Origin of the sequence: Mycobacterium sp. ACS4331, from assembly GCF_001667265.1 — a bacterium.
In the GTDB taxonomy this organism is placed as follows: domain Bacteria; phylum Actinomycetota; class Actinomycetes; order Mycobacteriales; family Mycobacteriaceae; genus Mycobacterium.
In genome coordinates, this window is record NZ_LZHW01000102.1 from 23062 (window position 1) to 45496 (window position 22435).

Below are 22435 nucleotides of genomic sequence, written 5' to 3' on the forward strand. Positions count from 1 at the left end.
CGCCGTTACACTGACGGCACGGAACGTTTCACAGGACGGGCGGTATGGGACGCAGGGGATGGCGGGGTGCGCCGCCGGGCGATGACGCCGAGGCCCGGAAGCGGATCATCGACGCCACGCTCAGGATGCTCGAACGGCATGGCCCCGAACGAACCACGCTTTCGCACGTCGCGGCCGACCTCGGGATCACGCGACCCACGATCTACCGGCATTTCGCGACCAGCGACGAACTCATCGCCGCGGCGGCCGACGTCGCGCTCGGAGGATGGACCGCACGTGTCGGCGAGCGGACGGTCGGTGTCGAGGACCCGACCGAACTCCTGGTCGAGGCCGTCGCGCACCTAATCGAGCGACTGCCCGACGAACCGCTGCTGATGCGACTGCTCGACACCGACCAGGCCCGCTCGATCAGCCGGCGAATGGTGCAACCGGATTCGATCCAGCGGTCACGAACCATGTTGGAGCACAGCGACATCGACTGGACCGCGCTGGGCTGGTCGGGAGCGGCGATGGATGATCTGGTCGAGTACCTGCTGCGGCTGATCCAGTCGATGGTGATCGCCCCGTCCACACCGCCGCGCTCACCGGAACAACTGCGGACCTACCTGCGTCGGTGCATTGGGCCGGTGCTCGCGTCCCCGGGCACGCCCGTCAACTGACCGACCGTGGGGCGTCGGCCGCCGCGACGAGCGAGATGACCGGCGGCTCGGGCAGGTCAGCGGCGTGAAACCAGCGGAACGACATCAATCCTTCATGATGGTCCTTGGTCGAGATCGCGTTGGGATGCTCGAGCTGCTCCCGGCTGATGACCAGGGTCACCGTGCCGTCCCTGTTGGGCACCGCGGTGCCGGAATTGATTCCGGCGCGGCCGTATTCGACGTCGAGGGCGGCCATGTACTGGTTCCACAGGGTGAAGTTCCAGAACCTCGCCTCTGGATGATGCGACGTGATCACCAGCGCTTCACCGGGTTCCAGAGAGAACCCGCCGAGGCAGTAGCACGCGTCCTGCATCGAATAGCCGTGCGTCGCACCGCCGGCCCGGTAGGGCGGCGCCAGGGTGTTGATGCTCAGGTTCTGTCCGTCAGCCAGTTCGACGGGCTTGCGTTCGGTCAGGATCAGTGGGATGAGGGCGTACATGTCCTGTGCGAACCGCAGTGCCGCGCGCAGTGACGTGGCGATGTCGGCGTCCGATTTCGCCGGTGCGACAGGGCGACCCGCATGATCGATGACCGCGATGTTCCAGTCGACCCGTCGCTCGGTGGCCGGGAACTCGTGGTAGTCGCGGGTGATGATGCCGCGTGCGTCGGAGGAGAGCTCGATGAAGGGTCCGTCGTAACCCGCGGGGCGGCTCGGTCCCAGCACGCACGAGAAGCGACCCTCGTCGTCCAGAGGCATATCGGTGTCGTACAGCAGGCCGACTGTGCGGTTGGGCCACGCACCGGGTTCGGGTTCGTTGTAGACGGTCAGGGAGTACATGACGCTGTCGTTGGGGCTGCCGCTGACTCGGTAGGTGCGGTGCGGGTCGACCACGGCGTAGCTGTAGTAGCAGTCGGTGTTGTCCCCGCCCCAGCGGCGGTCCGGGCGGAACGGCGTGAGGTTGTCGATGAACCGAGGGGCCACCGGGTCGGCGAACAGGTGCATGTCGAGAGAGAGCGACAGCATCGTCGCGAGGTTCTGGTAGCCCTCGGCGACGGCGTGCTGGCCGCGGACCGCCTTCGGGCCGTCGAGGAACTGCTGGTCGAAATCCGCGAAGGCGCTGAGCAGTTCGCGCCAGGCGGCGGCACTCTCCGGGGCGGGCATGGCCGTCATCTTAACAAGATACAATGTGACGATTCATGTAAAGTCTGTAATGGTGTCGGTTAGGGTGCCGGAGGTGACCACCTCCTCTTCGGCCATCCACGTCACCGATCTGGCCCGCCCGACCTTCACGCCGGAGGCCCAGGCGATCATCGACGGCATGGCGGCCATGGCCGACTACTGTCCGCTGACCGCCGAGGCGCTGCACGAACAGGCCAGCGCCCAGACCGGGCTGACCGACTTCGGTTCGCAGGACTACCGGGAACGCATGGACGTGCTGCTCTCGGCGTTCCACGAACTGCCGAACTTCACGGACTTCGGCCGCACCTACGCGTTCTCGCTCATGCTGACCTTTCTCAAGGGCAGGCTGCGGGTCGTCGACCACCTCAACCACCATCCCGAGATCTTCGACATCGAGGTCAAGGCGCCGTTGGTGATCGCAGGCCTGCCCCGCACCGGCACCACACATCTGCACAGCCTGCTCGCCGCCGACCCGGCGCTGCGGTCCCTGCCCTACTGGGAGGCCCAGGAACCGCTGCCCGCGCCCGGCGAGGAGGGCACGATCGAACCGCGGCGCCAACGCACGGGCGACGCGCTCAACATCTCGAACACGCTGATGCCGTACTTCCAGCTGATGCACGAGATGACGATCGACCACATCCACGAGGACATCGGGCTGATGGTGCAGGACTTCGCCAGCGGATTCTTCACCACGCTGACGCACCTGCCGCGGTGGTCGGACTACCTGCGCGACAACGATCAGACGCCGGGGTATCAGTTCCTGCGGATGATGCTTCAGGTGTTGACCCATCAGGACGGATACCACCGGCGCTGGGTGCTCAAGAGCCCGCAGCATCTCGAGCAGTTCGTGCCGTTGCTGAAGGTGTTCCCGGATGCGACGTTCATCGTCACGCACCGTGATCCGGTGGACGTCAGCGTCTCGATGGCCACCATGATGACCTACACGATGCGGATGAGCGTCGATCAGGTCGACGTCGAGACCGTCGCGGGCTACTGGATCACCCGTATCGAGGAGATGCTCACCGCATGCATGCGTGACCACCACCTGCTGCCGCCCGAGCGCACCATCGACGTGCGGTTCGACGAGTTCATGGCCGATGATCTGGCGATGGTGCAGAAGGTCTGGGACACAGCGGGTTACGCGCCGACCGAGGAGTCGCGGCGGGCCGTCGCGGACTACCTGGCCGGGCACACCCGGGGCCGGCTCGGGCGGATCGACTACCGCGCCGAGGACCTCGGCCTGGATCGCGATGACCTGCGACGACGGTTCGCTCCCTACGTGGAGCGCTTCGTGGCGCTCTAGAGGCCCGTGCGCTGCCGGACCGCGCTGATCGCGCCCCGCACGGCGTTCTCGGTCGCGGCCAGCGGTGACGTCACCGCCTCGCCCACCTCGACCATGCGCTCGACCCGGTCGACGATGGCTTCCAGGCGGTCCATCACCGCGAGCAGTCGCGGCGCCAACTCGTCGATGCTGCTGATGGTCGCGTTGAAGCGCTCCATCGTCGCATCGAGGTTGTCGGTCGAATGGTTCAGATCCTCCAGGGTCTCCGAGAGCCCCTGCAGCACCGTGTCGACCTGACCGACGGTCACATCGGCGTTCAGTGCGGCCTGCGCGAGAGTCCTGATGCGCTGCTGGGCGGGACGCGAGCGACCGGTGCTCACCTCTTTGTCTGCCATGGCAGCCAGTATGGCCCGAGCGGACTGTCCCGCGAGGCCGGTTGTCTGACGGGCCCAGACGTGATGGGGTGGGCAGAGTGACCAGCCCTCACCGGGTGGCGTTGTTCGCCACCTGCTTCAACGACGTCATGTGGCCCGAGACACCCAAGGCCGTCGTGCGTCTGTTGCGCCGTCTCGGCTGCGAGGTCGACTTCCCGGTGCAGCAGACCTGCTGCGGTCAGATGTTCACCAACACCGGATACGCCGACGAGGCCGTCCCCGCCGTGCGGGTCTTCGTCGAGACGTTCGGTGACTATGACGCCGTCGTCGCGCCCTCGGGGTCGTGTGTGGGCTCGGTGCGCCATCAGCATCGGCTGATCGCGGCCCGCGCTGGTGACCCGCGGTTGGCGGCGCAGGTGCAGGCCCTGGCGCCCAGGGTTTACGAGCTCTCGGAGTTCCTGGTCGACGTGCTCGGTGTCGTGGACGTGGGGGCGCACTTCCCGCACCGCGTGACCTACCACCCGACGTGTCACTCGCTGCGCATGCTGCGGGTCGGTGACCGCCCCCTGCGCCTGCTGCGCGCCGTGCGGGGCATCGATCTCGTCGAGCTGCCGGCCGCGGACCAGTGTTGTGGGTTCGGCGGCACCTTTGCCCTCAAGAACGCCGGGACGTCGGTGGCCATGGGGCTCGACAAGGCCCGCTGCGTGCAAGACACGAAGGCCGAAGTGCTTGTGGCGAGCGATAACTCGTGTCTGGCGCACATCGGGGGCATCCTGTCGCGCGAGCGAAGCGATGTGCGGGTGCGCCACCTCGCCGAGATCCTGGCCGCCACCGAGGACAGCCCCGCATGACCGGCCACCCGCACGTCGGCGTGACCGCGGCCTTCCTCGGCATGCCCACGTTCCAGGTGGCTGCCGAGGCGGCGCTGAAGAACACGGTGCAGCGCCGCAACCTGGCCCACGCCACCGCCACGATCCGCACCAAACGCGCCAACGTGGTCGCCGAACTGCCCGACTGGGAGCAGTTGCGCCTGGCCGCTGAGGCGATCAAGGACGACGCGCTGCTGCGCCTCGACGAGCACCTGGAGGCGTTCGAGGCCAATGCGACCGCCGCGGGCTCGACCGTGCACTGGGCCCGCGACGCGGAGGAGGCCAACCGCATCGTCGTCGACCTGGTGCGCGCCGCGGGCGCCACCGAGGTAGTCAAGGTCAAGTCGATGGCCACCCAGGAGATCGAACTCAACGAGGCGCTCGCCGACGCCGGAATCGCCGCCTGGGAGACCGATCTCGCCGAACTGATCGTGCAGCTCGGAGACGACTGGCCTAGCCACATCCTGGTGCCCGCGATCCACCGCAACCGCGCCGAGGTCCGTGAGATCTTCCTGCGCGAGATGCACAGGGTCGGCAGGCCCGCGCCGGCCGACCTCACCGACGAACCCACACGGCTCGCCGAGGCCGCGCGCCTGCACCTGCGGGAGAAGTTCCTGCGCGCCGAGGTGGCGATATCCGGTGCCAATTTCGCGATCGCGGAGACCGGCAGCCTGGTGGTCGTCGAATCCGAGGGCAACGGGCGGATGTGCCTGACCCTGCCCAAGACGCTGATCTCGGTGGTCGGCATCGAGAAGGTGCTGCCGTCCTGGCGTGACCTCGAAGTCATGCTCCAGGTGCTGCCGCGCAGCAGCACGGGGGAGCGTGAGAACCCGTACACGTCCATCTGGACCGGCCCCGCCGACGGCGACGGCCCGCAGGACATGCACGTGGTGCTGGTCGACAACGGCCGGACCGCCGCGCTTGCCGACCCCGTCGGCCGCCAGGCGCTGCGCTGCATCCGCTGCTCGGCCTGCCTGAATGTCTGCCCGGTGTACGAGCGGGCCGGCGGCCACTCGTACGGATCGGTGTACCCGGGGCCGATCGGAGCCGTGCTGACCCCGCAACTGCGAGGCACCACAAGCGATGTCGACAAGTCCCTGCCGTACGCGTCGAGCCTGTGCGGCGCCTGCTTCGACGTGTGTCCCGTGCGCATCGACATCCCGGAACTGCTGGTGCATCTGCGCACCCGGGTGGTCGATGAGAGTCGCGGCAGCCTGCCGTCGGGCGAGGGCCTCGGCATGACGGCCGCGAGTTGGCTGTTCGCCGATCACCGCCGCTTCGAGGCCGCCCAGAAGGCGGCCGAAGCCAGCGGGAAGGCGTTGCGCAGCAGGCTGTTCGGCGCCAGGGAGGTGCTACGCAGGCTGCCGTGGCCGGCCAGTCGGTGGTCGGGTTCGCGTGACGTCCCGGTGCCGCCGACCGAATCGTTCCGATCCTGGTGGGAACGCACCGACGGCGGACGCACGGAGGAGGGGCAGTGACCGCGCGCGAGGAGATCCTCGCCCGGGTCCGGGCGGCGCTGGCGGACCGGCCCGAGGTCCCCGCCGTGAGCTGGGAGTACGGGCGCGCGGTCAGCACCGGCGATGACGATGTGGTGGCCCGGTTCGCCGAACGCACCGCCGACTACCGCGCCGCGGTGCAGCGGGTGGCGACGTCCGATGTCGCGGACGCGATCAGGTCGGCGCTGCGGGCTGCGGGCGCGGTCACCGTCATCGCCGACGCAGCGGCCCGGGCGCGGTGGGGGGACGCCTCCTGGCTGGAGGACACCGGCTTGACCGCGACCGAACTCGACGGCGTCGATGCCGTGGTGACCGCGGCGGCCGTCGGCATCGCCAACACCGGCACCATCGTCCTGGATCACGGGGTCGGGCAGGGCCGGCGCGCCCTGAGTCTGGTGCCCGATGTGCACGTCTGTGTGGTGACGCTCGAGCAGATCGTCACCGATGTGCCCGAAGCCGTGGCGCGCCTTGTCGAATCCGGCCTGCACACCAGGCCCCTGACCTGGATCAGCGGGCCGAGCGCGACCAGCGACATCGAACTCGACCGGGTCGAGGGCGTGCACGGGCCGCGCACGCTGCACGTGATCGTCGCGGGCTGACTCAGCCGCCCAATGCGGAGGCGGCCTCGGTGTCGAGCAGCCACACGGTGCGCTCCCGGCCCACCGCTCCCGCGGCGGGAATGTCACGGGGCGACGCCCCGCCGATCGCGGCGGCGACCGCGTCGGCCTTCGCCGCACCGGCCACCACCAGCCAGACCTCGCGGGAACGCTGAATCGCGGGCAGAGTCAAGGTGATCCGGGAGGGCGGCGGTTTCGGGGAGTCGGTCACGGCGACCACCATCCGCGAGGTCTCGGCCACCGCCGGGGTGTCGGGGAACAGGGAATTGATGTGTCCCTCGCCGCCCATGCCGAGCAGGTGGACGTCGAAGAGGGGAGTCGGCTCGCCGTCCGGCGCGTTGGCGGCCAGCACCTGCTCGTAGGCCAGTGCGGCCGCGTCGATGTCGTCGCCGAACTCGCCGTCGGAGGCCGCCATCGGATGGACGTTGCGCGCGGGAATGTCGACCTTGGCGACCAGCGCCTCGCGCGCCTGTTTGACGTTGCGCTCGTCGTCCTGTTGGGGGACGTAGCGTTCATCGCCCCAGTACAGGTGCACCGCTGGCCAGTCGATGTCCGCGCCGTGCTCGGCGACGTGGCGCAGCAGTGCGACGCCCGTTCCGCCGCCGGTCAGCACGATGTGGGCCTGGCCGCGGTCGGCGATCGCCGCCGTGATGGCGCCGATCAGGCGGGCGCCGGCCGCTTCGGCGACTTCGCCTGCATCGGAATAGGTTTCGACCACGGTTTCGCTCATGCGTACTTCACCCTGCTCAGCCCCTGCAGGGCGTCGTGATAGATGTCGTCGGCATCGAGGCGTCGCAGGTCCTCGGCCAGGCAGTCCCGGGATTCGCGGCGGGCCAGCGGCAGCAGCGCGTCCGGGCGGCCCGTGCGGGACAGCGTCGCGGTGATCCCCTCCTGCGGGCGCTGCAGCGTGATGGTCTCCGATGCGCGGTGCAACTCGACCTTCAACTCTCCGACGCTGCGGGTCACCGGCCCGTCGATCCTGGTGGCCAGCCACCCCGCCAGGATGTCGAGGGCGGGTTCAGTCGCCAGACCGGAGAGCTTGGCGGACTGGATGGGCTCATGCGGCGCCAGGTCCACGGCGGCGGTCAGCAGTGCGCGCCAGTAGGTGATCCGGCTCCAGGACAGGTCGGTGTCGCCGGGGGTGTAGCCGTCCAGTCGGCTTCGGATCGCCTGCAGCGGATCGGCGGCGTTGGTGGCGTCGGTGATGCGGCGGATGGCCAACCGGCCCAAGGGGTCCTGGGCGGGCGAGGCCGGTGCCAAGTCGGGCCACCAGGCGACTACGGGCGTGTCGGGCAGCAGGAACGGAATCACCACGCTGTCAGCGTGTTTGGCGAGTGCCCCGGAGAGGCGCAGCACGACGACCTCACCGGCGCCGGAGTCCGCACCGACCCGGATCTCGGCGTCGAGCCGAGGTTCGGCCGCGCGCCGGTCCGCGGGCGTCACCAGGATCACGCGGCACGGGTGTTCACGGCTGGCATAGTTGGCCGCCTCGATCGACTCCTCGACCATCGACGCGGAGTCGGGCGCGATGACGAGCGTCAGGACTCGGCCCATTGTGACCGCACCGCCCTCCTCGCGCAGCGCCACGAGGCGCTTGTTGACCTCGTTGGAGGTCGTGTCGGGCAGGTCGACGATCATGGGCGTCTCCATTCCCTGCCGTCACGGCGCAGCATCTCGAATGCCGACTCCGGGCCCCAACCGCCGGACTCGTAGGGGTCGGGGTGTCCGTCCGCGGCCCAGTTCTCCAACACGGGATCCAGGATCTTCCAGGACAGTTCGACCTCGGCATTGACCGGGAAGAGTGACGGTTCGCCGAGCAGGACGTCGAGGATGAGCCGTTCGTAGGCCTCCGGGGACTCCTCGGCGAAGGCCGCGCCGTAGGAGAAGTCCATGTTGACGTCACGGACCTCCATCTGGTTGCCGGGCACCTTGGAGCCGAACCGCAGCGTGATGCCCTCATCCGGTTGGACGCGAATCACCAGGGCGTTCTTGCCGAGCTCTTCGGTCATCGTCGCATCGAACGGCAGATGCGGCGCCCGCTTGAACACCAGCGCGATCTCGGTGACCCTGCGGCCGAGGCGTTTTCCGGTGCGCAGATAGAACGGGACGCCCGCCCACCGACGGGTGTCCACATCGAGGGTGATCGCCGCGAACGTCTCGGTGGTGGAGGTCGTGGAGAAGCCCTCCTCGTCGAGCAGGCCGACCACCTTCTCGCTGCCCTGCCAACCGGACGTGTACTGACCGCGTGAGGTGGTCTGGTCCAGTGGTTCCACCAGCCTGGTGGCCGAGAGCACCTTGATCTTCTCGGCCTGCAGTTCCGCGGGGGAGAAGCTGACCGGTTCCTCCATCGCGGTCAGGGCCAGAAGCTGCAGCAGGTGATTCTGGATCACGTCCCGCGCGGCTCCGATGCCGTCGTAATACCCTGCGCGGCCGCCCAATCCGATGTCCTCGGCCATGGTGATCTGCACGTGGTCGACGTAGTGGGCGTTCCAGATCGGCTCGAACATCTCGTTGGCGAACCGCAGGGCGAGAAGGTTCTGCACGGTCTCCTTGCCCAGATAGTGGTCGATGCGGAACACCGACGACTCCGGGAAGACGCTGTTGACCACGCTGTTGAGCGCTTCGGCGCTGGCCAGGTCATGACCGAAGGGCTTCTCGATGACCACGCGGTTCCAGCATCCGTCGTGATTGCGGGCCAGCCCCGATTTCGACAACTGCTCGCAGACCACGGGGAACGCCGCGGGCGGGATCGACAGGTAGAACGCGTGATTGCCGCCGGTGCCGCGCTCCTCATCGAGGTTGCGCAGGCGTTCCGCGAGCCGCTCGAACGCCGACTCATCGTCGAAATCGCCGTGGACGAACCGGATCCCCTCCGACAACCGGTCCCAGACCTCCTGGCGGAACGGTGTCCGGGCGTGCTGCTGAACGGCTTCGCGGACCACATCGCTGAAATGCTCGTCGGCCCACTCCCGGCGCGCGAAACCCACCAGGGCGAACTGTGGGGGCAGCAGCCCGCGGTTGGCCAGGTCGTAGATGGCCGGCATGAGCTTCTTGCGGGCCAGATCACCCGTCACGCCGAAGATCACGACGGCGCAGGGCCCCGCGATGTGGGGCATTCGCTTGTCGCGCCTGTCCCGCAGCGGATTCACCCACGCCGCCGTGGTGCTGCTCATTTCGCCGCGGCGTCGAGCTGCTCTTGGGTGGCGTCGATCAACTCCTGCCACGACTTCTCGAACTTCTCGACGCCCTCGTCCTCGAGCACCCTGAACACATCCGGCAGGTCGATCCCGACCGAGGCCAGCTTGTCGAAGATGATCTGCGACGTCTCAGCGGTCCCGGTGATGGTGTCCCCGGTGATCGTGCCGTGGTCGGCCACCGCCTCGATCGTCTTCTCGGGCATGGTGTTGACGGTGTTGGGTGCCACCAGATGCGTGACGTACAACGTGTCGGAGTAGTCCGGGTTCTTCACACCCGTGGACGCCCACAGCGGACGCTGCACCCGGGCGCCCTGCTCGGCCAGCGCGGCGAACCGGCTGCCCTGCTCGAAGACCTCCTGGTAGGCCGCGTACGCCAGTCGTGCGTTGGCGACGCCGGCCTGACCGCGGGTGTCCAGCGCGACGTCGGTGCCGATCTTCTCCAGTCGCGCGTCGATCTCGGTGTCGACGCGGGAGACGAAGAACGAGGCCACCGAGTGGATCTTGGACAGGTCGTGACCGGCCTCCTTGGCGGCCTCGAGGCCGGCGAGGTAGGCGTCCATGACCGCGCGGTGACGTTCGACCGAGAAGATGAGCGTGACGTTGACCGAGATGCCCTCGGCGATCACCGCCGTGATGGCGGGCAGGCCGGCGAGGGTGGCCGGGATCTTGATCAGCAGGTTGGGCCGGTCGACGATCTTCCACAGCTCGACGGCCTGCAGGATCGTCTTGTCCGTGTCGTGGGCCAGGCGCGGGTCGACCTCGATCGAGACCCGGCCGTCGACACCGTCGGAGAGCTCGTACTGCTTGGCCAGCACGTCGCACGCGTTGCGGACGTCGTCGGTGGTGACCGTCCGAATCGCCGCGTCCACGTCGGCGCCCTGGGCGGCGAGCTCCCTGACCTGGTCGTCGTAGGCGTGTCCCTTCGACAACGCGGCCTGGAAGATCGACGGGTTGGTGGTCACCCCGACCACACTCCTGGTGTCGATCAGCTCCTGCAGATTGCCGGTCTGCAGGCGGTCCCGGGACAGGTCGTCGAGCCACACCGACACGCCGGCAGCGCTCAAGGCCGCAAGGTTGGGATTCTGGGTCATGATGCCTTCTCTCGTCCTCTCGAAGAGCCCAACGCCTACGTTGGCCCCTAGTTGTCCATTGCGCGTTCGGCAGCGGCGACGACGGCTTCTGCGGTGAAACCGAATTCGCGGAACAGGGTCTTGTCGTCAGCCGACTCGCCGTAGTGCTCGATCGAGATGATCTCGCCGGTGTCGCCGACGTAGCGGTGCCACGGCATGGCCACGCCGGCCTCGACGGCGACGCGGGCCGAGACATCGGGCGGCAGCACCGAATCGCGGTACTCGCGGGGCTGCTTCTCGAACCATTCCACACACGGCATCGACACGACCGCGGCCGTGACGTCCTTCTCCGCCAGCAGCTTCTTGGCCTCGACGGCGAGCTGGAGTTCCGAACCGGTCGCGATGATCAGCACATCGGCGTCGGCGGCCTGCTCACCGCCGAGCACGTAGCCGCCCCTGGCCACGCCGTCGGAGTCGGTGCCCTCCAGCACCGGGACGCCCTGGCGGGTCAGGATGAAACCGACCGGACCGCTGCCGTTGCCCCGCGCGATGATGCTGCGCCATGCGTAGGCGGTCTCGTTCGGGTCGCCGGGGCGCACCACCGCGAGCCTCGGGATGGCCCGGAGCGCGGCGAGGTGCTCGATCGGCTGATGCGTCGGTCCGTCCTCACCCAGGCCGATCGAGTCGTGCGTCCAGATGTAGATCGTGTCGATGTCCATCAGGGCCGCCAGGCGCACGGCGGGCCGCATGTAGTCGGAGAACTGCAGGAATGTGCCGCCGAAGGCACGCGTCGGTCCGTGCAGGACGATGCCCGACAGGATCGACCCCATCGCGTGTTCGCGGATCCCGAAGTGCAGCACCCGGCCGTACGGGTCGGCGGTGAAGTCGTCGGTTGAGATCGACGGCGGGCCAAACGATTTCACGCCCTTGATGGTCGTGTTGTTGCTGCCCGCCAGATCGGCCGAGCCGCCCCACAGCTCCGGGAGCTTGGGTGCGGTGTCGTTGAGCACCTGGCCGAACGCGGCCCGGGTGGCGACGGACTTGCTGCCGGGCTCCCAGTGCGTCAGGTCGGCGTCCCAGCCCTCGGGAAGTTCCTGGGCCAGCAGCCGGTCCAGCAGCTTCTTACGCTCGGGCTCGCGCTGCGCCCAGGCGTCGAAGTCCTGCTGCCAGGCGTCGTGCGCCTCCTTGCCGCGCGCCACCAACTGGCGGGTGTGGGTGATGACGTCCTCGCTGACCTCGAAGGTCTTCTCGGGGTCGAAGCCCAGCACCTTCTTGGTGGCCGCGACCTCGTCGTCGCCGAGGGCCGCGCCGTGCACACCGCCGGTGTTCATCTTGGTGGGCGCCGGGTAGCCGATGATCGTGCGCAGCGCGATGAACGACGGCTTGTCGGTGACGGCCTTGGCGGCGGCGATGGCCGCTTCGATGCCGACCACGTTCTCGCCGCCCTCGACCTCCTGCACATGCCAGCCGTAGGCGCGGTAGCGCGCGGCGACGTCCTCAGACAACGCGATGTCGGTGTCGTGCTCGATCGAGATGTGGTTCTTGTCGTAGAACACGATCAGGTTGCCCAGCTGCTGCGTGCCGGCCAGGGACGAGGCCTCGCTGGTGACCCCCTCTTCGATGTCGCCGTCGGAGGCGATCACGTAGATGTAGTGGTCGAACGGGCTGGTCCCGGGCGCTGCGTCGGGGTCGAACAGGCCCCGCTCGTAGCGGGCGGCCATGGCCATGCCCACCGCGGAGGCCAGACCCTGGCCCAGTGGGCCGGTGGTGATCTCCACACCCTTGGTGTGCCGGAACTCCGGATGGCCGGGCGTCTTGCTGCCCCATGTCCGCAGTGCCTCGATGTCGGACAGCTCCAGGCCGAAGCCGCCCAAGTACAACTGCAGGTACAGCGTCAGGCTGGAGTGCCCGCAGGACAGGATGAAACGGTCGCGGCCCAGCCAGTGGGTGTCCGACGGGTCGTGGCGCATCTGGCGCTGGAACAGCGTGTACGCCAGCGGGGCCAGGCTCATCGCCGTGCCGGGATGGCCGTTGCCCACCTTCTGCACCGCGTCCGCGGCCAGAACGCGCACGGTGTCAACGGCCCGGGAATCGACGTCGGTCCAATCCTCGGGATGGTTGGGCACCGTCAATGCGGCGATCTCTTCGACTGTGGTCACTACCGATACTCCTTGGGAACTGCATGTCAGGGCGGACAGGGCGCTGGCCTCAACCCTAGTGTCAACCATCCGGACGCGGCAGTCCGCATCCACCGAACGGACCCGCGATGTGGAGATGGCGAGCCCGCGGTCTACCATCGTTCGTAGTAGAAGCTGCGAGGCTGCCGCGACCAATCGCTTTCATGAGGAGTTAACTGCGTGAGCATCCGCGAGCGCGTCGCGCGGAGCCGAATCCGCACCACCGTGCTGGCCTATCTGGCGTTGACCAAACCACGAGTCATCGAACTCCTGCTGGTCACGACGATCCCGGCCATGCTCTTGGCCGAACGCGGATCGGTGAACCCGATCCTGATCCTGAACACCCTCATCGGTGGCGGGCTGGCGGCCGCGGGCGCGAACACGCTGAACTGCGTCGCCGACGCCGACATCGACAAGGTGATGAAGCGCACAGCGCTGCGCCCGCTGGCCCGTGACACCGTGCCCACCCGGCACGCGCTGATCTTCGGCCTGGTGCTGTCGGTGGCGTCGTTCTTCTGGCTGTGGTGGACCAGCAACCTGCTCTCGGGCGTGCTGGCCGTCGCGACCATCGCGTTCTACGTCTTCGTCTACACGCTCCTGCTCAAACGTCGCACGTCGCAGAACGTCGTCTGGGGCGGCGCCGCCGGATGCATGCCGGTGATGATCGGCTGGTCGGCCGTCACGGGAACCATCGGCTGGCCCGCGCTGGTGATGTTCCTGATCATCTTCTTCTGGACGCCGCCGCACACCTGGGCGCTGGCGATGCGCTACAAGGACGACTACGCGGCGGCCGGGGTGCCGATGCTGCCGTCGGTGGCCACCGAGAAGCAGGTCACCACCCACATCCTGGTCTACACGTGGCTCACGGTGCTGACCACGCTGGCGCTGGCGCCCGCGGCCGGATGGCTCTACCTTGCGGTCGCGGTGCTGGCCGGAGCGTGGTTCCTGGTGCTGGCCCATCAGCTCTACGCAGGCGTGCGCCGCGGCGAACCCGTCAAGCCGCTGCGGCTGTTCCTGCAGTCCAACAACTACCTGGCCGCCGTCTTCTGCGCACTTGCGGTGGACTCGGTGCTGGCGCTGCCCACGCTGGTGCACTGACCCCGGGTCAGGGCACCAGCACGATCGAGCCCACGGTCCTGCGGCCCTGCAGGTCCCGGTGCGCCTGCTCCGCCTCGGCCAGCGGATAGCTCTGGCTCACCGTGACGGTGAGGGTTCCGGCCGCGATGGCGTCCATGAGTTCACCCGCCCGCCACGCGAACTCGTCGGCCGTGCGAGTGAAGTCGCCGAGCTTGGGCCGGGTCAAAAACACCGATCCGGCGGCGTTGAGGCGCTGCGGGTCCACCGGGGGCACCGGACCGCTCGCGGCACCGAACAGCGCCAGCGTGCCGCGCACCGCCAGGCTGGCCAGGCTCGCGTCGAACGTGCTCGCCCCGACCCCGTCGTAGACGGCCTGGACCCCTCTTCCGTCGGTGAGGTCGCGCACCTTGGCCGCGAACTCCGCGGGGTCCTCGGGGTAGTCGAGCACCTCGATGGCGCCCGCCTGCCGGGAGAGTTCGGCCTTCTCGGGCGTCGACGCCGTGGTGATCACCTTGGTGCCCACGCTGGCCGCCCACTGCGTCAGGAGCAGGCCGACCCCGCCCGCGCCCGCATGCACGAGCACGGTGTCCGTCGGGGCGATGGGATAGACGGACTTGATCAGGTAGTGCGCCGTCATGCCCTTCAGCAGGGCTGAGGCGATCGCGTCCGACGGGACGGCATCGGGCACGTAGGCGACGAAATCGGCGGGCGCCGTGCAGTACTGCGCATAGGCCCCGTCGGCGTTGGCGGTCACCACGCGGTCACCGACCGACAATGCGGCGACGTCGTCACCGACGGCGGCCACCGTCCCGCAGACCTCGGTGCCGACGATGAACGGCACCGGACGCGGGTACGCGCCGGACCGGAAATAGGTGTCGATGAAGTTGATTCCGATGGCGTCGGCCTTGATCAGAACCTCCCCGCGGCCCGGGACGGGTTGCGGCTTGTCGACGAGGGTCAGAACTTCCGGGCCGCCGGTTCGGCTGACTTCGATCGCGTCCATGGTGACTATCATCCTTGTCCATGATGCCGTCATGAAGCTGGCCCGGCCTGACGTGTTCCATCCGAAGATCGTTCTGGCGGGGTGCCGCAAACTCGTCGACGGGGACGGTGACGACGACGGCCTGGTGGCCGCGCTGCGGCAGCGTGGCCTGGCGGCGCGGTGGCTGTCCTGGGATGACCCGCAGACCCTGACGGCGGATCTGGTGATTCTGCGGGCGACGTGGGACTACATCGAGCGCCTCGACGAGTTCCTGGCGTGGACGCGGCAGGTGCCGAATCTGCTCAACGCGGCCGAGGTCGTCGCGTGGAACACCGACAAGCGCTACCTGCACGATCTCGCGATCGCCGGTGTGCGCGTGCTCGAGAGCGAGTTCTTCACCCCCGACGAGATCGTGCACCTGCCTGCCGGTGAGGTGGTGGTCAAACCGGCGGTCGGCGCCGGATCCGTTGGCGCCCAGCGCTTCACCGATCACAGTGCGGCCCGCGAGCATGCCGCGCGGCTGCAGGAGTCGGGTGCCACGGTGCTCGTGCAGCCCTACGACGCGCGCGTCGAGCGCGGTGAGACCGCCCTGGTGTTCCTGGCCGGGCAGCAGTCGCACGCCTTCACCAAGGGCCCGATCCTGCGGGCGCCGGGGGAGCGGCCGGCCTTCGACGACTCGGGCACCTACGCCGAGGAGTCGCTGGCGCCGGCCGAGCCGGATTTCGAACTGTGGGACGCGGGCTACGCAGCGCTGGCCGCGGCCGCTGCGCATCTGGGCATCGACCCGTCAGAACTGCTCTACGCGCGGGTGGACCTCATCGGGGACCGGGACCCGGTCCTGCTCGAACTCGAGCTGGTCGAACCGAGCCTGGGATGGCGTCAACTCGACGTGACCACCAGGGCGGCACAGCAGCGCCGGTTCGCGCTCGGGGTCGAGTCAGCCCTCGAGCGACTCGGCCTGGGTCCGCTCTCGCATCGACGCCCATAGCGCTGCGGTCGCGGCCGTGCACGCGGCGGCGCCCGCCACGTGCAGGGCCACCAGCGCTTCGGGGACGCCGGTGAAGAACTGGATGGCGCCGAGCGCGCCCTGCGCGGCCACCAGTGCGACGACGACCACCAGGCGCGTCAGCACCGGTCGCGGTGCGCGCACCGCGAGCAGGCCGAAACCCAGGCCCACGAGCAGCGCCAGGTAGGCGACCAGCAGCGAGGAGTGGGCGTGCACCAGCGTCACGATCTCGACCTGCAGGCGCGCCACGGGCCGGTCGATGCTCTTGTCGCCGGCGTGCGGACCCGCGGCGGTCACCAGGGTCCCGGTGACCAGCACCGCCGCGAGCGTGAGGCCGGACAGCGCCGTGAGCCAGCGCAGCGGCGCCACCACCACGTGGACCGGGGTGCCCGTGTCGGGTTCGCCGATCTTGACGTAGAGCAGCACCGCGAGCCACACCATGGTCATCGAAGCCAGCAGGTGGATGGCCACGGTCCACCACAGCAGGCCGGTCAGCACCGTGATGCCGCCGATGACGGCCTGGACGACCGTGGAGGCGGGCATCAGCCAGGCATAGACCAGCACTTCGCGGCGGCGACGGGCGCGGGTCACCGCCAGTACCGCCAGGATCGCGGTCAGGACCACCGCGAACGTGATCATCCGGTTGCCGAACTCGACCAACTGGTGCACCCGCGCGACCTCGGGGTGCGGGATCGGCGTGAAGCTGCCCGGGAAGCACTGCGGCCAGGTCGGGCAGCCCAGACCGGAGGCCGTGACGCGCACGATCGCGCCGGTCACGGCGATGCCGCCCTGGGTCAGGATCACCAGCGCCGCAATCAGGCGTTGCGCGCGCAGACTGGGTTCGGGCAGCAGGTCGACCAGTCGGTGGAACACGGGCCAAGCGTAGAGGACGGAAAACTACAGTCCGTAGTAAGGGGCCGGTCAGCGCGGTGGTCGCGGTGCGACGACGGGCATCAGGATGTCGTCGACCAGGCGGACCGCCAGGTCGTCGTCGAGCGGATCCCCGGTGACCAGCAGGCGGTGCCACAGCACGCTCTGGCCCAGTTCCCGCACGATGTCGACCGGGACGTCGGCACGCACCTCGCCGCGTGCCACCCCACGTTGCAGGAGTTCCGCCATCTCCTGTTTGCGCCATCCGATGACCTCGGTGCGAAACGCGTCGGCAAGGCCGTCGTCGGTGGCCATCGCGGCGACGATGGCCTTCAGTGTCGGCGCCTGCGTGCCGGTGAACAGGCCGATCCATCCCCGCAGGATCGCGAGCATGTCCTCGCGGTAACTGCCGGTGTCGGCGTGCGGGATGGCGGTGGTTGCGGTGCGCAGGAGCATGTCGCGCAGCAGTGCGGTGCTGTCGGGCCAGCGACGGTAGAGCACGGTCTTGCTGGTGCCCGCGGCCGAGGCGACGGCCTCCATCGTGACGCCTGCCGCGCCGCGTTCCCCGAGCAGTCTCAGGGTCGCGTCGTGGATGGCGTTCTCGAGCTCCGCACCCCGTCGTCGTTGAACCACCGCACCTCCTAAGAAACGCTTGCGTATCCAATGCGCCGAGTTTAGCCTGCGTATAAGAAACGCAACCGTATCTTGGAGGTCGACATGACGCCCGTGCTGTATCCGCTGCGCCCCGTCGAGTCCGCCGTCGTGCGCCACACCAGGCTGCCGCATCTGCGACGACGGATCACGATCGCGCATCAGCCACTCGCGGATGTCACCCCGGCCATGCTGCTCGACTGGTTCACCCACCTCGGCGGCACCATGCGCTACGGCGGTGACGTGATCCCGCGGTACCTGGCCTGGCACCCGATCGATCACATCCGCTGGGAGCTTGCGCGCCCCGCACCCGGTGGTGGCGCCGCCGAAGGGGCCCGGTTCCGCATCGTCGAGCAGTTCCGGGGAATCGACGAGGACCGGACCTACCCGGTCGACGTGGTGGACCGCGTCGAGAAACTCGATGAGACCGGTATCAGATTGGTCACCAGACTCGCCGGCGTCGTGGTCTTCCAGCTTGAGCACACCTGGTCGGCAGGGGCCGAGGGTGCGCATTACGTGAGCGTGCTCGACATCGGCGCCCGATCGGCGCTCGCAACTCCCGTCAACTGGGCGCTGACCCGCAGATTTCCGGACGCCATGGCACAGGCCTGGGTGCGGCACAACATCGAGGAGGTCGGACAGCTGCAGTACCTGCTGCCCGCCCTGGCCGCATCAGGTGAAGCGGAACCAGCGCACGGCGCAGCCCGCGGCGAGCGCACCCCACACCGCGAGCACCGCGATGCCGAACCAGTCCACCGACAGTGACATCGCCTGCGTCAGTGACTCGGTCAGCGCGCCCGACGGGGTCAACCGGGCCACCCAGCGCAGGCCCGCGGGAACCAACCCGCTCTCCAGCGTCAGTGCGCCGAGTCCCGCGAACACGAACCACAGCAGGTTGGCCACCGCCAGCACGATCTCCGCGCGCAGCGTGCCGCCGAGCAGCAGGCCCAGCGCCGTGAAGCACACCGTGCCCACCGCGATGATGAACGCGCCGAGCAGCAGGCCAAGCGGGTTCGGCCGCCACCCCAGGGCCACGCCGATCGCGCCCAGCAGAATCGCCTGCAGGAACACCACGGTCACCACCGCCATCGACTTGCCCGCGATGATCCCCCAGACCGGAAGTGCCGTGGCGCCAAGGCGTTTGAGGGCGCCGTAGCGGCGGTCGAAGGCCACCGCGATGGCCTGCCCGGTGAATCCCGTGGAGATCAGCGCCAGCGCCATGATGGCCGGAGTGAACGTCCCCGCCCGGTCGTCGCCGAAGTCGCCCAGCGGCAGCAGCACCAGCCCGACCAGCAGGGTGATCGGGATGAACATCGTCAGCAGAAGCTGCTCGCCGTTGCGCAGCAGCAGCTTGAGTTCGAGGCCGAACTGCGCGGCCAGCATCCGCGGGACCGTGCTCGGTCGGGGGTCGGGCGTGAAGGTGCCCGGCGGGAACAGGCTCTGGCTCACGGTCGCAACTCCCGTCCGGTGACGTCGAGGAACACGTCTTCAAGACTGCGCTGCTCGACTCGCATGTCGGTGGCCAGCACGTCCAGGCGGGCGCACCACGCCGTCACGGTCGCCAGCACCTGCGGGTCGATGTGGCCTTCGACGAGGTACTCACCCGGTGCGACCTCGGCGGCGCGATAGCTCTCCGGCAGCGCCGAGACCAACAGCGTGAGGTCCAGCATGCGCGGCGCGCTGAAGCGGAGCTGATCCTCGGCACCCGACCGCATCAGCTCGGCCGGCGTGCCCGCGGCCACCTGGGCGCCATGGTCGATGATCACGATCCGATCGGCGAGTTCCTCGGCCTCCTTGAGCTGATGGGTGGTCAACACCACCGTCACGCCGTCACGGCGCAGACCGTCGATCAGCTCCCAGACCACCAGGCGGGCGTGGGCGTCCATTCCGGCCGTGGGCTCATCGAGGAACACCAGTTCCGGGCGCCCCACCAGGGCGCAGGCCAACGCGAGCCGCTGCTGCTGCCCGCCCGAGAGCCGGCGGTAGGTGGTGCGCGCCGAGTCGGTCAGGCCGAGGGTCTCCAGCAGCCACTTGGGGTCCAGCGGGTTGGCGGCATAGGCCGCGACGAGATTGAGCATCTCAGCGGCTCGGGCGGCCGGATAACCGCCGCCGCCCTGCAGCATGACACCGATGCGGGGACGCAGCTCCGCGTTGTCGGCGACGGGATCGAGGCCGAACACCTCGATGGTTCCGGCGTCGGGTCTGATGAAGCCCTCGCACATCTCGACGGTGGTGGTCTTGCCGGCGCCGTTGGGCCCCAGCAGTGCGAGCACCTCGGCGGGATGCACCTCGAGGTCGAGGCTGTCCACCGCCGTGGTGTCTCCGAATCGTTTGGTGACCCCCTGCAGCCGCAGCGGGATGCGGGGGCCGGTGCCGGTCGAGCTCACGGGGACTCAGCGTAGGCGTCGGCGCGACCACCGGTTGCAGGCGGCGCGGTGGAAACGGGATCGGGCTCGGGCAGCGGACGCCACGGCAGCCAGTTGTGGGTCAGCCCGATCAGGAGCGCAACGATCACCGTGCTGGCCACTGTGGCGTCGACGATCTGGAACAACGCGAACCGGTCACCGTTGGCGGTGGGACCGAAGATGCCCACGATCAGCGTGACGGCGATGGTCGCGATGCGGAACCGTGGCCGAGTCGCCCAGGCCGCAAGCGGGATGATCGCCCACAGCAGGTACCAGGGCTGCACCACGGGGAACAGCAGCACCGTCGCGCCCAGCGCGACACCGAGTCCGCCGACGGGATGCAGCCGACCGCGGAACACCGCAAGGAGCAGCCAGGTGACGACGATCATGATGATCAGGACGCCGATCGCACGGGTCAGCGACAGCACCGCGGTGGTGTGGTCGCCGAGACCGAGCAGGATTCCCACCTGACCGGTGCCCAGTGCCAGCAGCGTCGGCGGCGACATCCAACTGCGTACGACGTTGGCGGTGCCGAGCGTCGACAGCCAGCCGAAGCCCAGGCCGCTGGCCCAGCCGATCACCGCCATGACCGCCAGCGACAGCAGCCCCAAGGCGCCACTGGCCAGGATGAAGGACTTCACCGTGCTGCCCCAGCGGCACCCCAGGGCCATCGCCACGAAGCCGAGGGCCAGCAGCGAGGGCAGTTTGACCTGTGAGGACATCGTGATCAGCACCGTGCCGAGCAGCAGCATCGTCAGCGGGTACCAGCGCGCGGCAGGCCGGGCCGCGAACGGCCGGGGCGCCAATCGGCGCGTCGACTCGACGCCGCGCAGCGCGAACTCGGTGCCGGCCAGCATGAGGCCGAGCATGATGGCCTCGTTGTGGATGCCCGCCACCAGGTGCATGAACAGCAGGGGATTGGTGGCTCCCAGCCACAGGGCGCTGACCTCGGCGACGCCGCACCGGCGAGCCAGTCGCGGCGTCGCCCACACGATCAGGCCCACACCGGCGAGCACCAGCACGCGATGACACAGCACCGCCGCGACAATGTTGTCCCCGGTGATCTCGGAGATGCCCCGGCCGATCCACAGGAACAGCGGGCCGTACGGCGCCGGCGTCTCGCGCCACAGGCTGGGCACCGACAGCGTGAAGACGTGGTCGAGGCCCAGGCCGGGCGCCGGTCCGACGCGGTACGGGTCGAGGCCGTTGCCCGCGATCCGGCTCTGCGCCAGGTAGGAGTACACGTCCTTGCTGTACATCGGCGGCGCGACCAGGAGCGGGAGCATCCAGAGCACCAGGGTGCGGTCCAGCTGGCCGCGGGTCATCCGGCGCTGGCCGAGTGCGAAGCGGCCGAGCATGAGCCACGCCAGCGCCATCATCACCGCGCCGGTCGTCGTCATCGTCAGCGACACCGTCTGGATGCGCGACGGCAGGTTCAGCAGGCGCACCCCGAAGGTCGGATCCTGCACGACGGGACGGGCCCCGGCGCCGAGGGCGCCGATTGCCATCAGCACAGTTCCGGTGGCGCCGAAGAGGCGGGTTCGGCGCAGCGCGACGAGCTCGAGGTCGTTGAGTGGAGAGCCCACAGTCCGCTCGTCGCCGTGCCAACCGGCGATCGACGTGCTCAACGAACGAAGCCGGCCTGCCACGTAGGCAGCGTAGCGGTCGGTTATTCCCCGCCCGCGCTGTGAGCTGTGCACAGGCCAGCTAAGGGTGCCCTTGCTGGATTCCCCTTTCTAATTGCGTCACACTGGTGTTGTGAAAATCCGTCCTGAGGCTGAGCGCAGCCTGTCCGCGCCCGGGGTGTCCCCGGCGGACGGGTCGCTGCACGCCCAGGACGGCCACACGCGCCGCGCGATCATCAGGCTTCTGCTGGAGTCGGGACCCATCACGGCCAGCCGAATCGGGGAGCAGTTGGGCCTCTCGGCCGCCGGCGTCCGCCGTCATCTCGACGCGCTGATCGAAACCGGCGACGCCCAGGCCAATGCCGCGGCGGCCTGGCAGCAGGCGGGCCGGGGACGGCCGGCGAAGCGCTATCAGCTCACCGCGGTGGGGCGCAGCAAGCTCGAGCACACCTACGACGATCTGGCTTCGGCCGCCATGCGGCAACTGCGTGAGATCGGCGGCGACGAGGCGGTGCGGACCTTCGCGCGCAAGCGCATCGACACCATCCTGGCCGAGGTCGAACCGGCGGGCGGCGAGGACGGCGCCGTCGAGGCCGCGGCCGGCCGCATCGCCGAGGCATTGAGCAGGGCCGGGTACGCGACCACCACCACGCAGGTCCGCGGACCCATCAAGGGCGTGCAGATCTGTCAACACCACTGTCCGGTGTCACATGTGGCCGAGGAGTTCCCGGAACTGTGCGAGGCCGAACAGGACGCCATGGCGCAGGTGCTGGGCACTCACGTGCAGAGGCTGGCCACCATCGTCAACGGTGACCTCGCCTGCACCACCCATGTCCCGCTGACGCCGGCGGCAAGCCAGTAGCACCAACTCCGGCCCTCAGCCCGAGCCGGAGCCAGAACTAGAGCAGAAGGAGTGTGT

The 22435-nt window shown here is 68.9% G+C and carries 22 protein-coding genes; 9 read left to right on the forward strand and 13 right to left on the reverse strand.

Annotation, left to right across the window (positions count from 1 at the left end; all coding sequences use genetic code 11):
- The first annotated feature begins 44 nt into the window (after window positions 1-44).
- Window positions 45-659, forward strand: a complete 615-nt coding sequence (locus A5727_RS23505; protein WP_068256006.1) for a TetR/AcrR family transcriptional regulator — start codon at window positions 45-47, stop codon at window positions 657-659.
- On the opposite strand, the gene A5727_RS23510 is transcribed toward A5727_RS23505, so the two are convergent.
- Window positions 652-1809 (reverse strand): DUF1214 domain-containing protein, encoded by a 1158-nt coding sequence (locus tag A5727_RS23510; RefSeq protein WP_231992202.1) that lies wholly within the window; start codon window positions 1807-1809, stop codon window positions 652-654. The genes A5727_RS23505 and A5727_RS23510 overlap by 8 nt on opposite strands.
- A gap of 40 nt (window positions 1810-1849) precedes the next feature.
- Between A5727_RS23510 and A5727_RS23515 the strand changes: the two genes are divergently transcribed.
- Entirely contained in the window at window positions 1850-3121 is a 1272-nt protein-coding gene (locus A5727_RS23515) for a sulfotransferase family protein (RefSeq protein ID WP_068256011.1), read from the forward strand.
- Here A5727_RS23515 and A5727_RS23520 read toward each other — a convergent pair.
- A complete protein-coding gene (locus tag A5727_RS23520) occupies window positions 3118-3495 on the reverse strand; it encodes an ATPase (RefSeq protein ID WP_068256014.1) in 378 nt (125 codons plus the stop codon). The genes A5727_RS23515 and A5727_RS23520 overlap by 4 nt on opposite strands.
- A 77-nt stretch (window positions 3496-3572) precedes the next feature.
- Between A5727_RS23520 and A5727_RS23525 the strand changes: the two genes are divergently transcribed.
- The 3 genes from A5727_RS23525 to A5727_RS23535 are packed head-to-tail and all read left to right on the forward strand — an operon-like array spanning window position 3573 to window position 6438.
- Complete coding sequence (locus tag A5727_RS23525) at window positions 3573-4325, forward strand: (Fe-S)-binding protein (protein ID WP_082949988.1); 753 nt, start codon at window positions 3573-3575, stop codon at window positions 4323-4325.
- On the forward strand, window positions 4322-5821 hold the full coding sequence (locus tag A5727_RS23530; RefSeq protein WP_068256016.1) for a lactate utilization protein B: 1500 nt from the start codon (window positions 4322-4324) through the stop codon (window positions 5819-5821). Before A5727_RS23525 ends, A5727_RS23530 begins: the two co-directional genes overlap by 4 nt.
- Complete coding sequence (locus A5727_RS23535) at window positions 5818-6438, forward strand: LutC/YkgG family protein (RefSeq protein WP_068256018.1); 621 nt, start codon at window positions 5818-5820, stop codon at window positions 6436-6438. The genes A5727_RS23530 and A5727_RS23535 overlap by 4 nt, the downstream gene beginning before the upstream one ends.
- Window position 6439: 1 nt before the next feature.
- On the opposite strand, the gene pgl is transcribed toward A5727_RS23535, so the two are convergent.
- Genes pgl through tkt form a run of 5 tightly spaced genes read right to left on the reverse strand, consistent with a single transcriptional unit; the run spans window position 6440 to window position 12882 of the window.
- Window positions 6440-7186, reverse strand: a complete 747-nt coding sequence (pgl, locus tag A5727_RS23540; protein ID WP_068256029.1) for a 6-phosphogluconolactonase — start codon at window positions 7184-7186, stop codon at window positions 6440-6442.
- The gene (gene opcA, locus A5727_RS23545; protein ID WP_068256561.1) at window positions 7183-8094 is read right to left on the reverse strand and encodes a glucose-6-phosphate dehydrogenase assembly protein OpcA; all 912 of its coding nucleotides are present in this window, start codon (window positions 8092-8094) and stop codon (window positions 7183-7185) included. The genes pgl and opcA overlap by 4 nt, the downstream gene beginning before the upstream one ends.
- Complete coding sequence (gene zwf, locus A5727_RS23550; protein WP_068256031.1) at window positions 8091-9629, reverse strand: glucose-6-phosphate dehydrogenase; 1539 nt, start codon at window positions 9627-9629, stop codon at window positions 8091-8093. The genes opcA and zwf overlap by 4 nt, the downstream gene beginning before the upstream one ends.
- Window positions 9626-10747, reverse strand: coding sequence for a transaldolase (gene tal / locus A5727_RS23555; protein WP_197507743.1), 1122 nt, complete (start codon window positions 10745-10747; stop codon window positions 9626-9628). The genes zwf and tal overlap by 4 nt, the downstream gene beginning before the upstream one ends.
- Window positions 10748-10791: 44 nt before the next feature.
- Entirely contained in the window at window positions 10792-12882 is a 2091-nt protein-coding gene (gene tkt, locus A5727_RS23560; RefSeq protein ID WP_068256039.1) for a transketolase, read from the reverse strand.
- A gap of 198 nt (window positions 12883-13080) precedes the next feature.
- Here tkt and A5727_RS23565 point away from each other — a divergent pair, with 198 nt between their 5' ends.
- A complete protein-coding gene (locus A5727_RS23565; RefSeq protein WP_068256041.1) occupies window positions 13081-13998 on the forward strand; it encodes a heme o synthase in 918 nt (305 codons plus the stop codon).
- A gap of 7 nt (window positions 13999-14005) precedes the next feature.
- Here the strand turns inward: A5727_RS23565 and A5727_RS23570 are convergent, their stop codons facing one another.
- On the reverse strand, window positions 14006-14980 hold the full coding sequence (locus A5727_RS23570) for a quinone oxidoreductase family protein (protein ID WP_068256044.1): 975 nt from the start codon (window positions 14978-14980) through the stop codon (window positions 14006-14008).
- A gap of 31 nt (window positions 14981-15011) precedes the next feature.
- Here A5727_RS23570 and A5727_RS23575 point away from each other — a divergent pair, with 31 nt between their 5' ends.
- Window positions 15012-15947 (forward strand): ATP-grasp domain-containing protein, encoded by a 936-nt coding sequence (locus A5727_RS23575; protein ID WP_068256048.1) that lies wholly within the window; start codon window positions 15012-15014, stop codon window positions 15945-15947.
- Here A5727_RS23575 and A5727_RS23580 read toward each other — a convergent pair.
- Together A5727_RS23580 and A5727_RS23585 are read right to left on the reverse strand one after the other, a co-directional pair.
- Window positions 15897-16826 carry a COX15/CtaA family protein gene (locus A5727_RS23580; RefSeq protein WP_197507744.1) on the reverse strand — a complete coding sequence of 310 codons (930 nt, stop codon included), beginning with the start codon at window positions 16824-16826 and terminating at the stop codon, window positions 15897-15899. The two genes, A5727_RS23575 and A5727_RS23580, sit on opposite strands and share 51 nt — an antisense overlap.
- Before the next feature lie 60 nt (window positions 16827-16886).
- Entirely contained in the window at window positions 16887-17468 is a 582-nt protein-coding gene (locus A5727_RS23585; protein WP_068256054.1) for a TetR/AcrR family transcriptional regulator, read from the reverse strand.
- 84 nt (window positions 17469-17552) lie between these two features.
- Between A5727_RS23585 and A5727_RS23590 the strand changes: the two genes are divergently transcribed.
- A complete protein-coding gene (locus A5727_RS23590) occupies window positions 17553-18251 on the forward strand; it encodes a hypothetical protein (RefSeq protein WP_082950008.1) in 699 nt (232 codons plus the stop codon).
- On the opposite strand, the gene A5727_RS23595 is transcribed toward A5727_RS23590, so the two are convergent.
- Genes A5727_RS23595 through mptB form a run of 3 tightly spaced genes read right to left on the reverse strand, consistent with a single transcriptional unit; the run spans window position 18159 to window position 21540 of the window.
- On the reverse strand, window positions 18159-18935 hold the full coding sequence (locus A5727_RS23595; RefSeq protein WP_068256060.1) for an ABC transporter permease: 777 nt from the start codon (window positions 18933-18935) through the stop codon (window positions 18159-18161). The genes A5727_RS23590 and A5727_RS23595 overlap by 93 nt on opposite strands.
- Window positions 18932-19873 carry an ABC transporter ATP-binding protein gene (locus tag A5727_RS23600; protein ID WP_231992204.1) on the reverse strand — a complete coding sequence of 314 codons (942 nt, stop codon included), beginning with the start codon at window positions 19871-19873 and terminating at the stop codon, window positions 18932-18934. The genes A5727_RS23595 and A5727_RS23600 overlap by 4 nt, the downstream gene beginning before the upstream one ends.
- A complete protein-coding gene (gene mptB / locus A5727_RS23605; protein ID WP_068256063.1) occupies window positions 19870-21540 on the reverse strand; it encodes a polyprenol phosphomannose-dependent alpha 1,6 mannosyltransferase MptB in 1671 nt (556 codons plus the stop codon). The genes A5727_RS23600 and mptB overlap by 4 nt, the downstream gene beginning before the upstream one ends.
- A gap of 91 nt (window positions 21541-21631) precedes the next feature.
- On the opposite strand from mptB, the gene A5727_RS23610 reads away from it, so the two are divergent.
- Window positions 21632-22378 carry a helix-turn-helix transcriptional regulator gene (locus A5727_RS23610; RefSeq protein ID WP_082949989.1) on the forward strand — a complete coding sequence of 249 codons (747 nt, stop codon included), beginning with the start codon at window positions 21632-21634 and terminating at the stop codon, window positions 22376-22378.
- Window positions 22379-22435: the final 57 nt, after the last annotated feature.

Coding starts and splice junctions, on each gene's coding strand:
- A5727_RS23505 (WP_068256006.1), top strand. CDS start 45: ATGGGACGCAGGGGATGGCGGGGTGCGCCGCCGGGCGATGACGCCGAG.
- A5727_RS23510 (WP_231992202.1), bottom strand. CDS start 1,809: ATGACGGCCATGCCCGCCCCGGAGAGTGCCGCCGCCTGGCGCGAACTG.
- A5727_RS23515 (WP_068256011.1), top strand. CDS start 1,850: ATGGTGTCGGTTAGGGTGCCGGAGGTGACCACCTCCTCTTCGGCCATC.
- A5727_RS23520 (WP_068256014.1), bottom strand. CDS start 3,495: ATGGCAGACAAAGAGGTGAGCACCGGTCGCTCGCGTCCCGCCCAGCAG.
- A5727_RS23530 (WP_068256016.1), top strand. CDS start 4,322: ATGACCGGCCACCCGCACGTCGGCGTGACCGCGGCCTTCCTCGGCATG.
- pgl (WP_068256029.1), bottom strand. CDS start 7,186: ATGAGCGAAACCGTGGTCGAAACCTATTCCGATGCAGGCGAAGTCGCC.
- opcA (WP_068256561.1), bottom strand. CDS start 8,094: ATGATCGTCGACCTGCCCGACACGACCTCCAACGAGGTCAACAAGCGC.
- zwf (WP_068256031.1), bottom strand. CDS start 9,629: ATGAGCAGCACCACGGCGGCGTGGGTGAATCCGCTGCGGGACAGGCGC.
- A5727_RS23570 (WP_068256044.1), bottom strand. CDS start 14,980: ATGGACGCGATCGAAGTCAGCCGAACCGGCGGCCCGGAAGTTCTGACC.
- A5727_RS23575 (WP_068256048.1), top strand. CDS start 15,012: ATGAAGCTGGCCCGGCCTGACGTGTTCCATCCGAAGATCGTTCTGGCG.
- A5727_RS23590 (WP_082950008.1), top strand. CDS start 17,553: ATGACGCCCGTGCTGTATCCGCTGCGCCCCGTCGAGTCCGCCGTCGTG.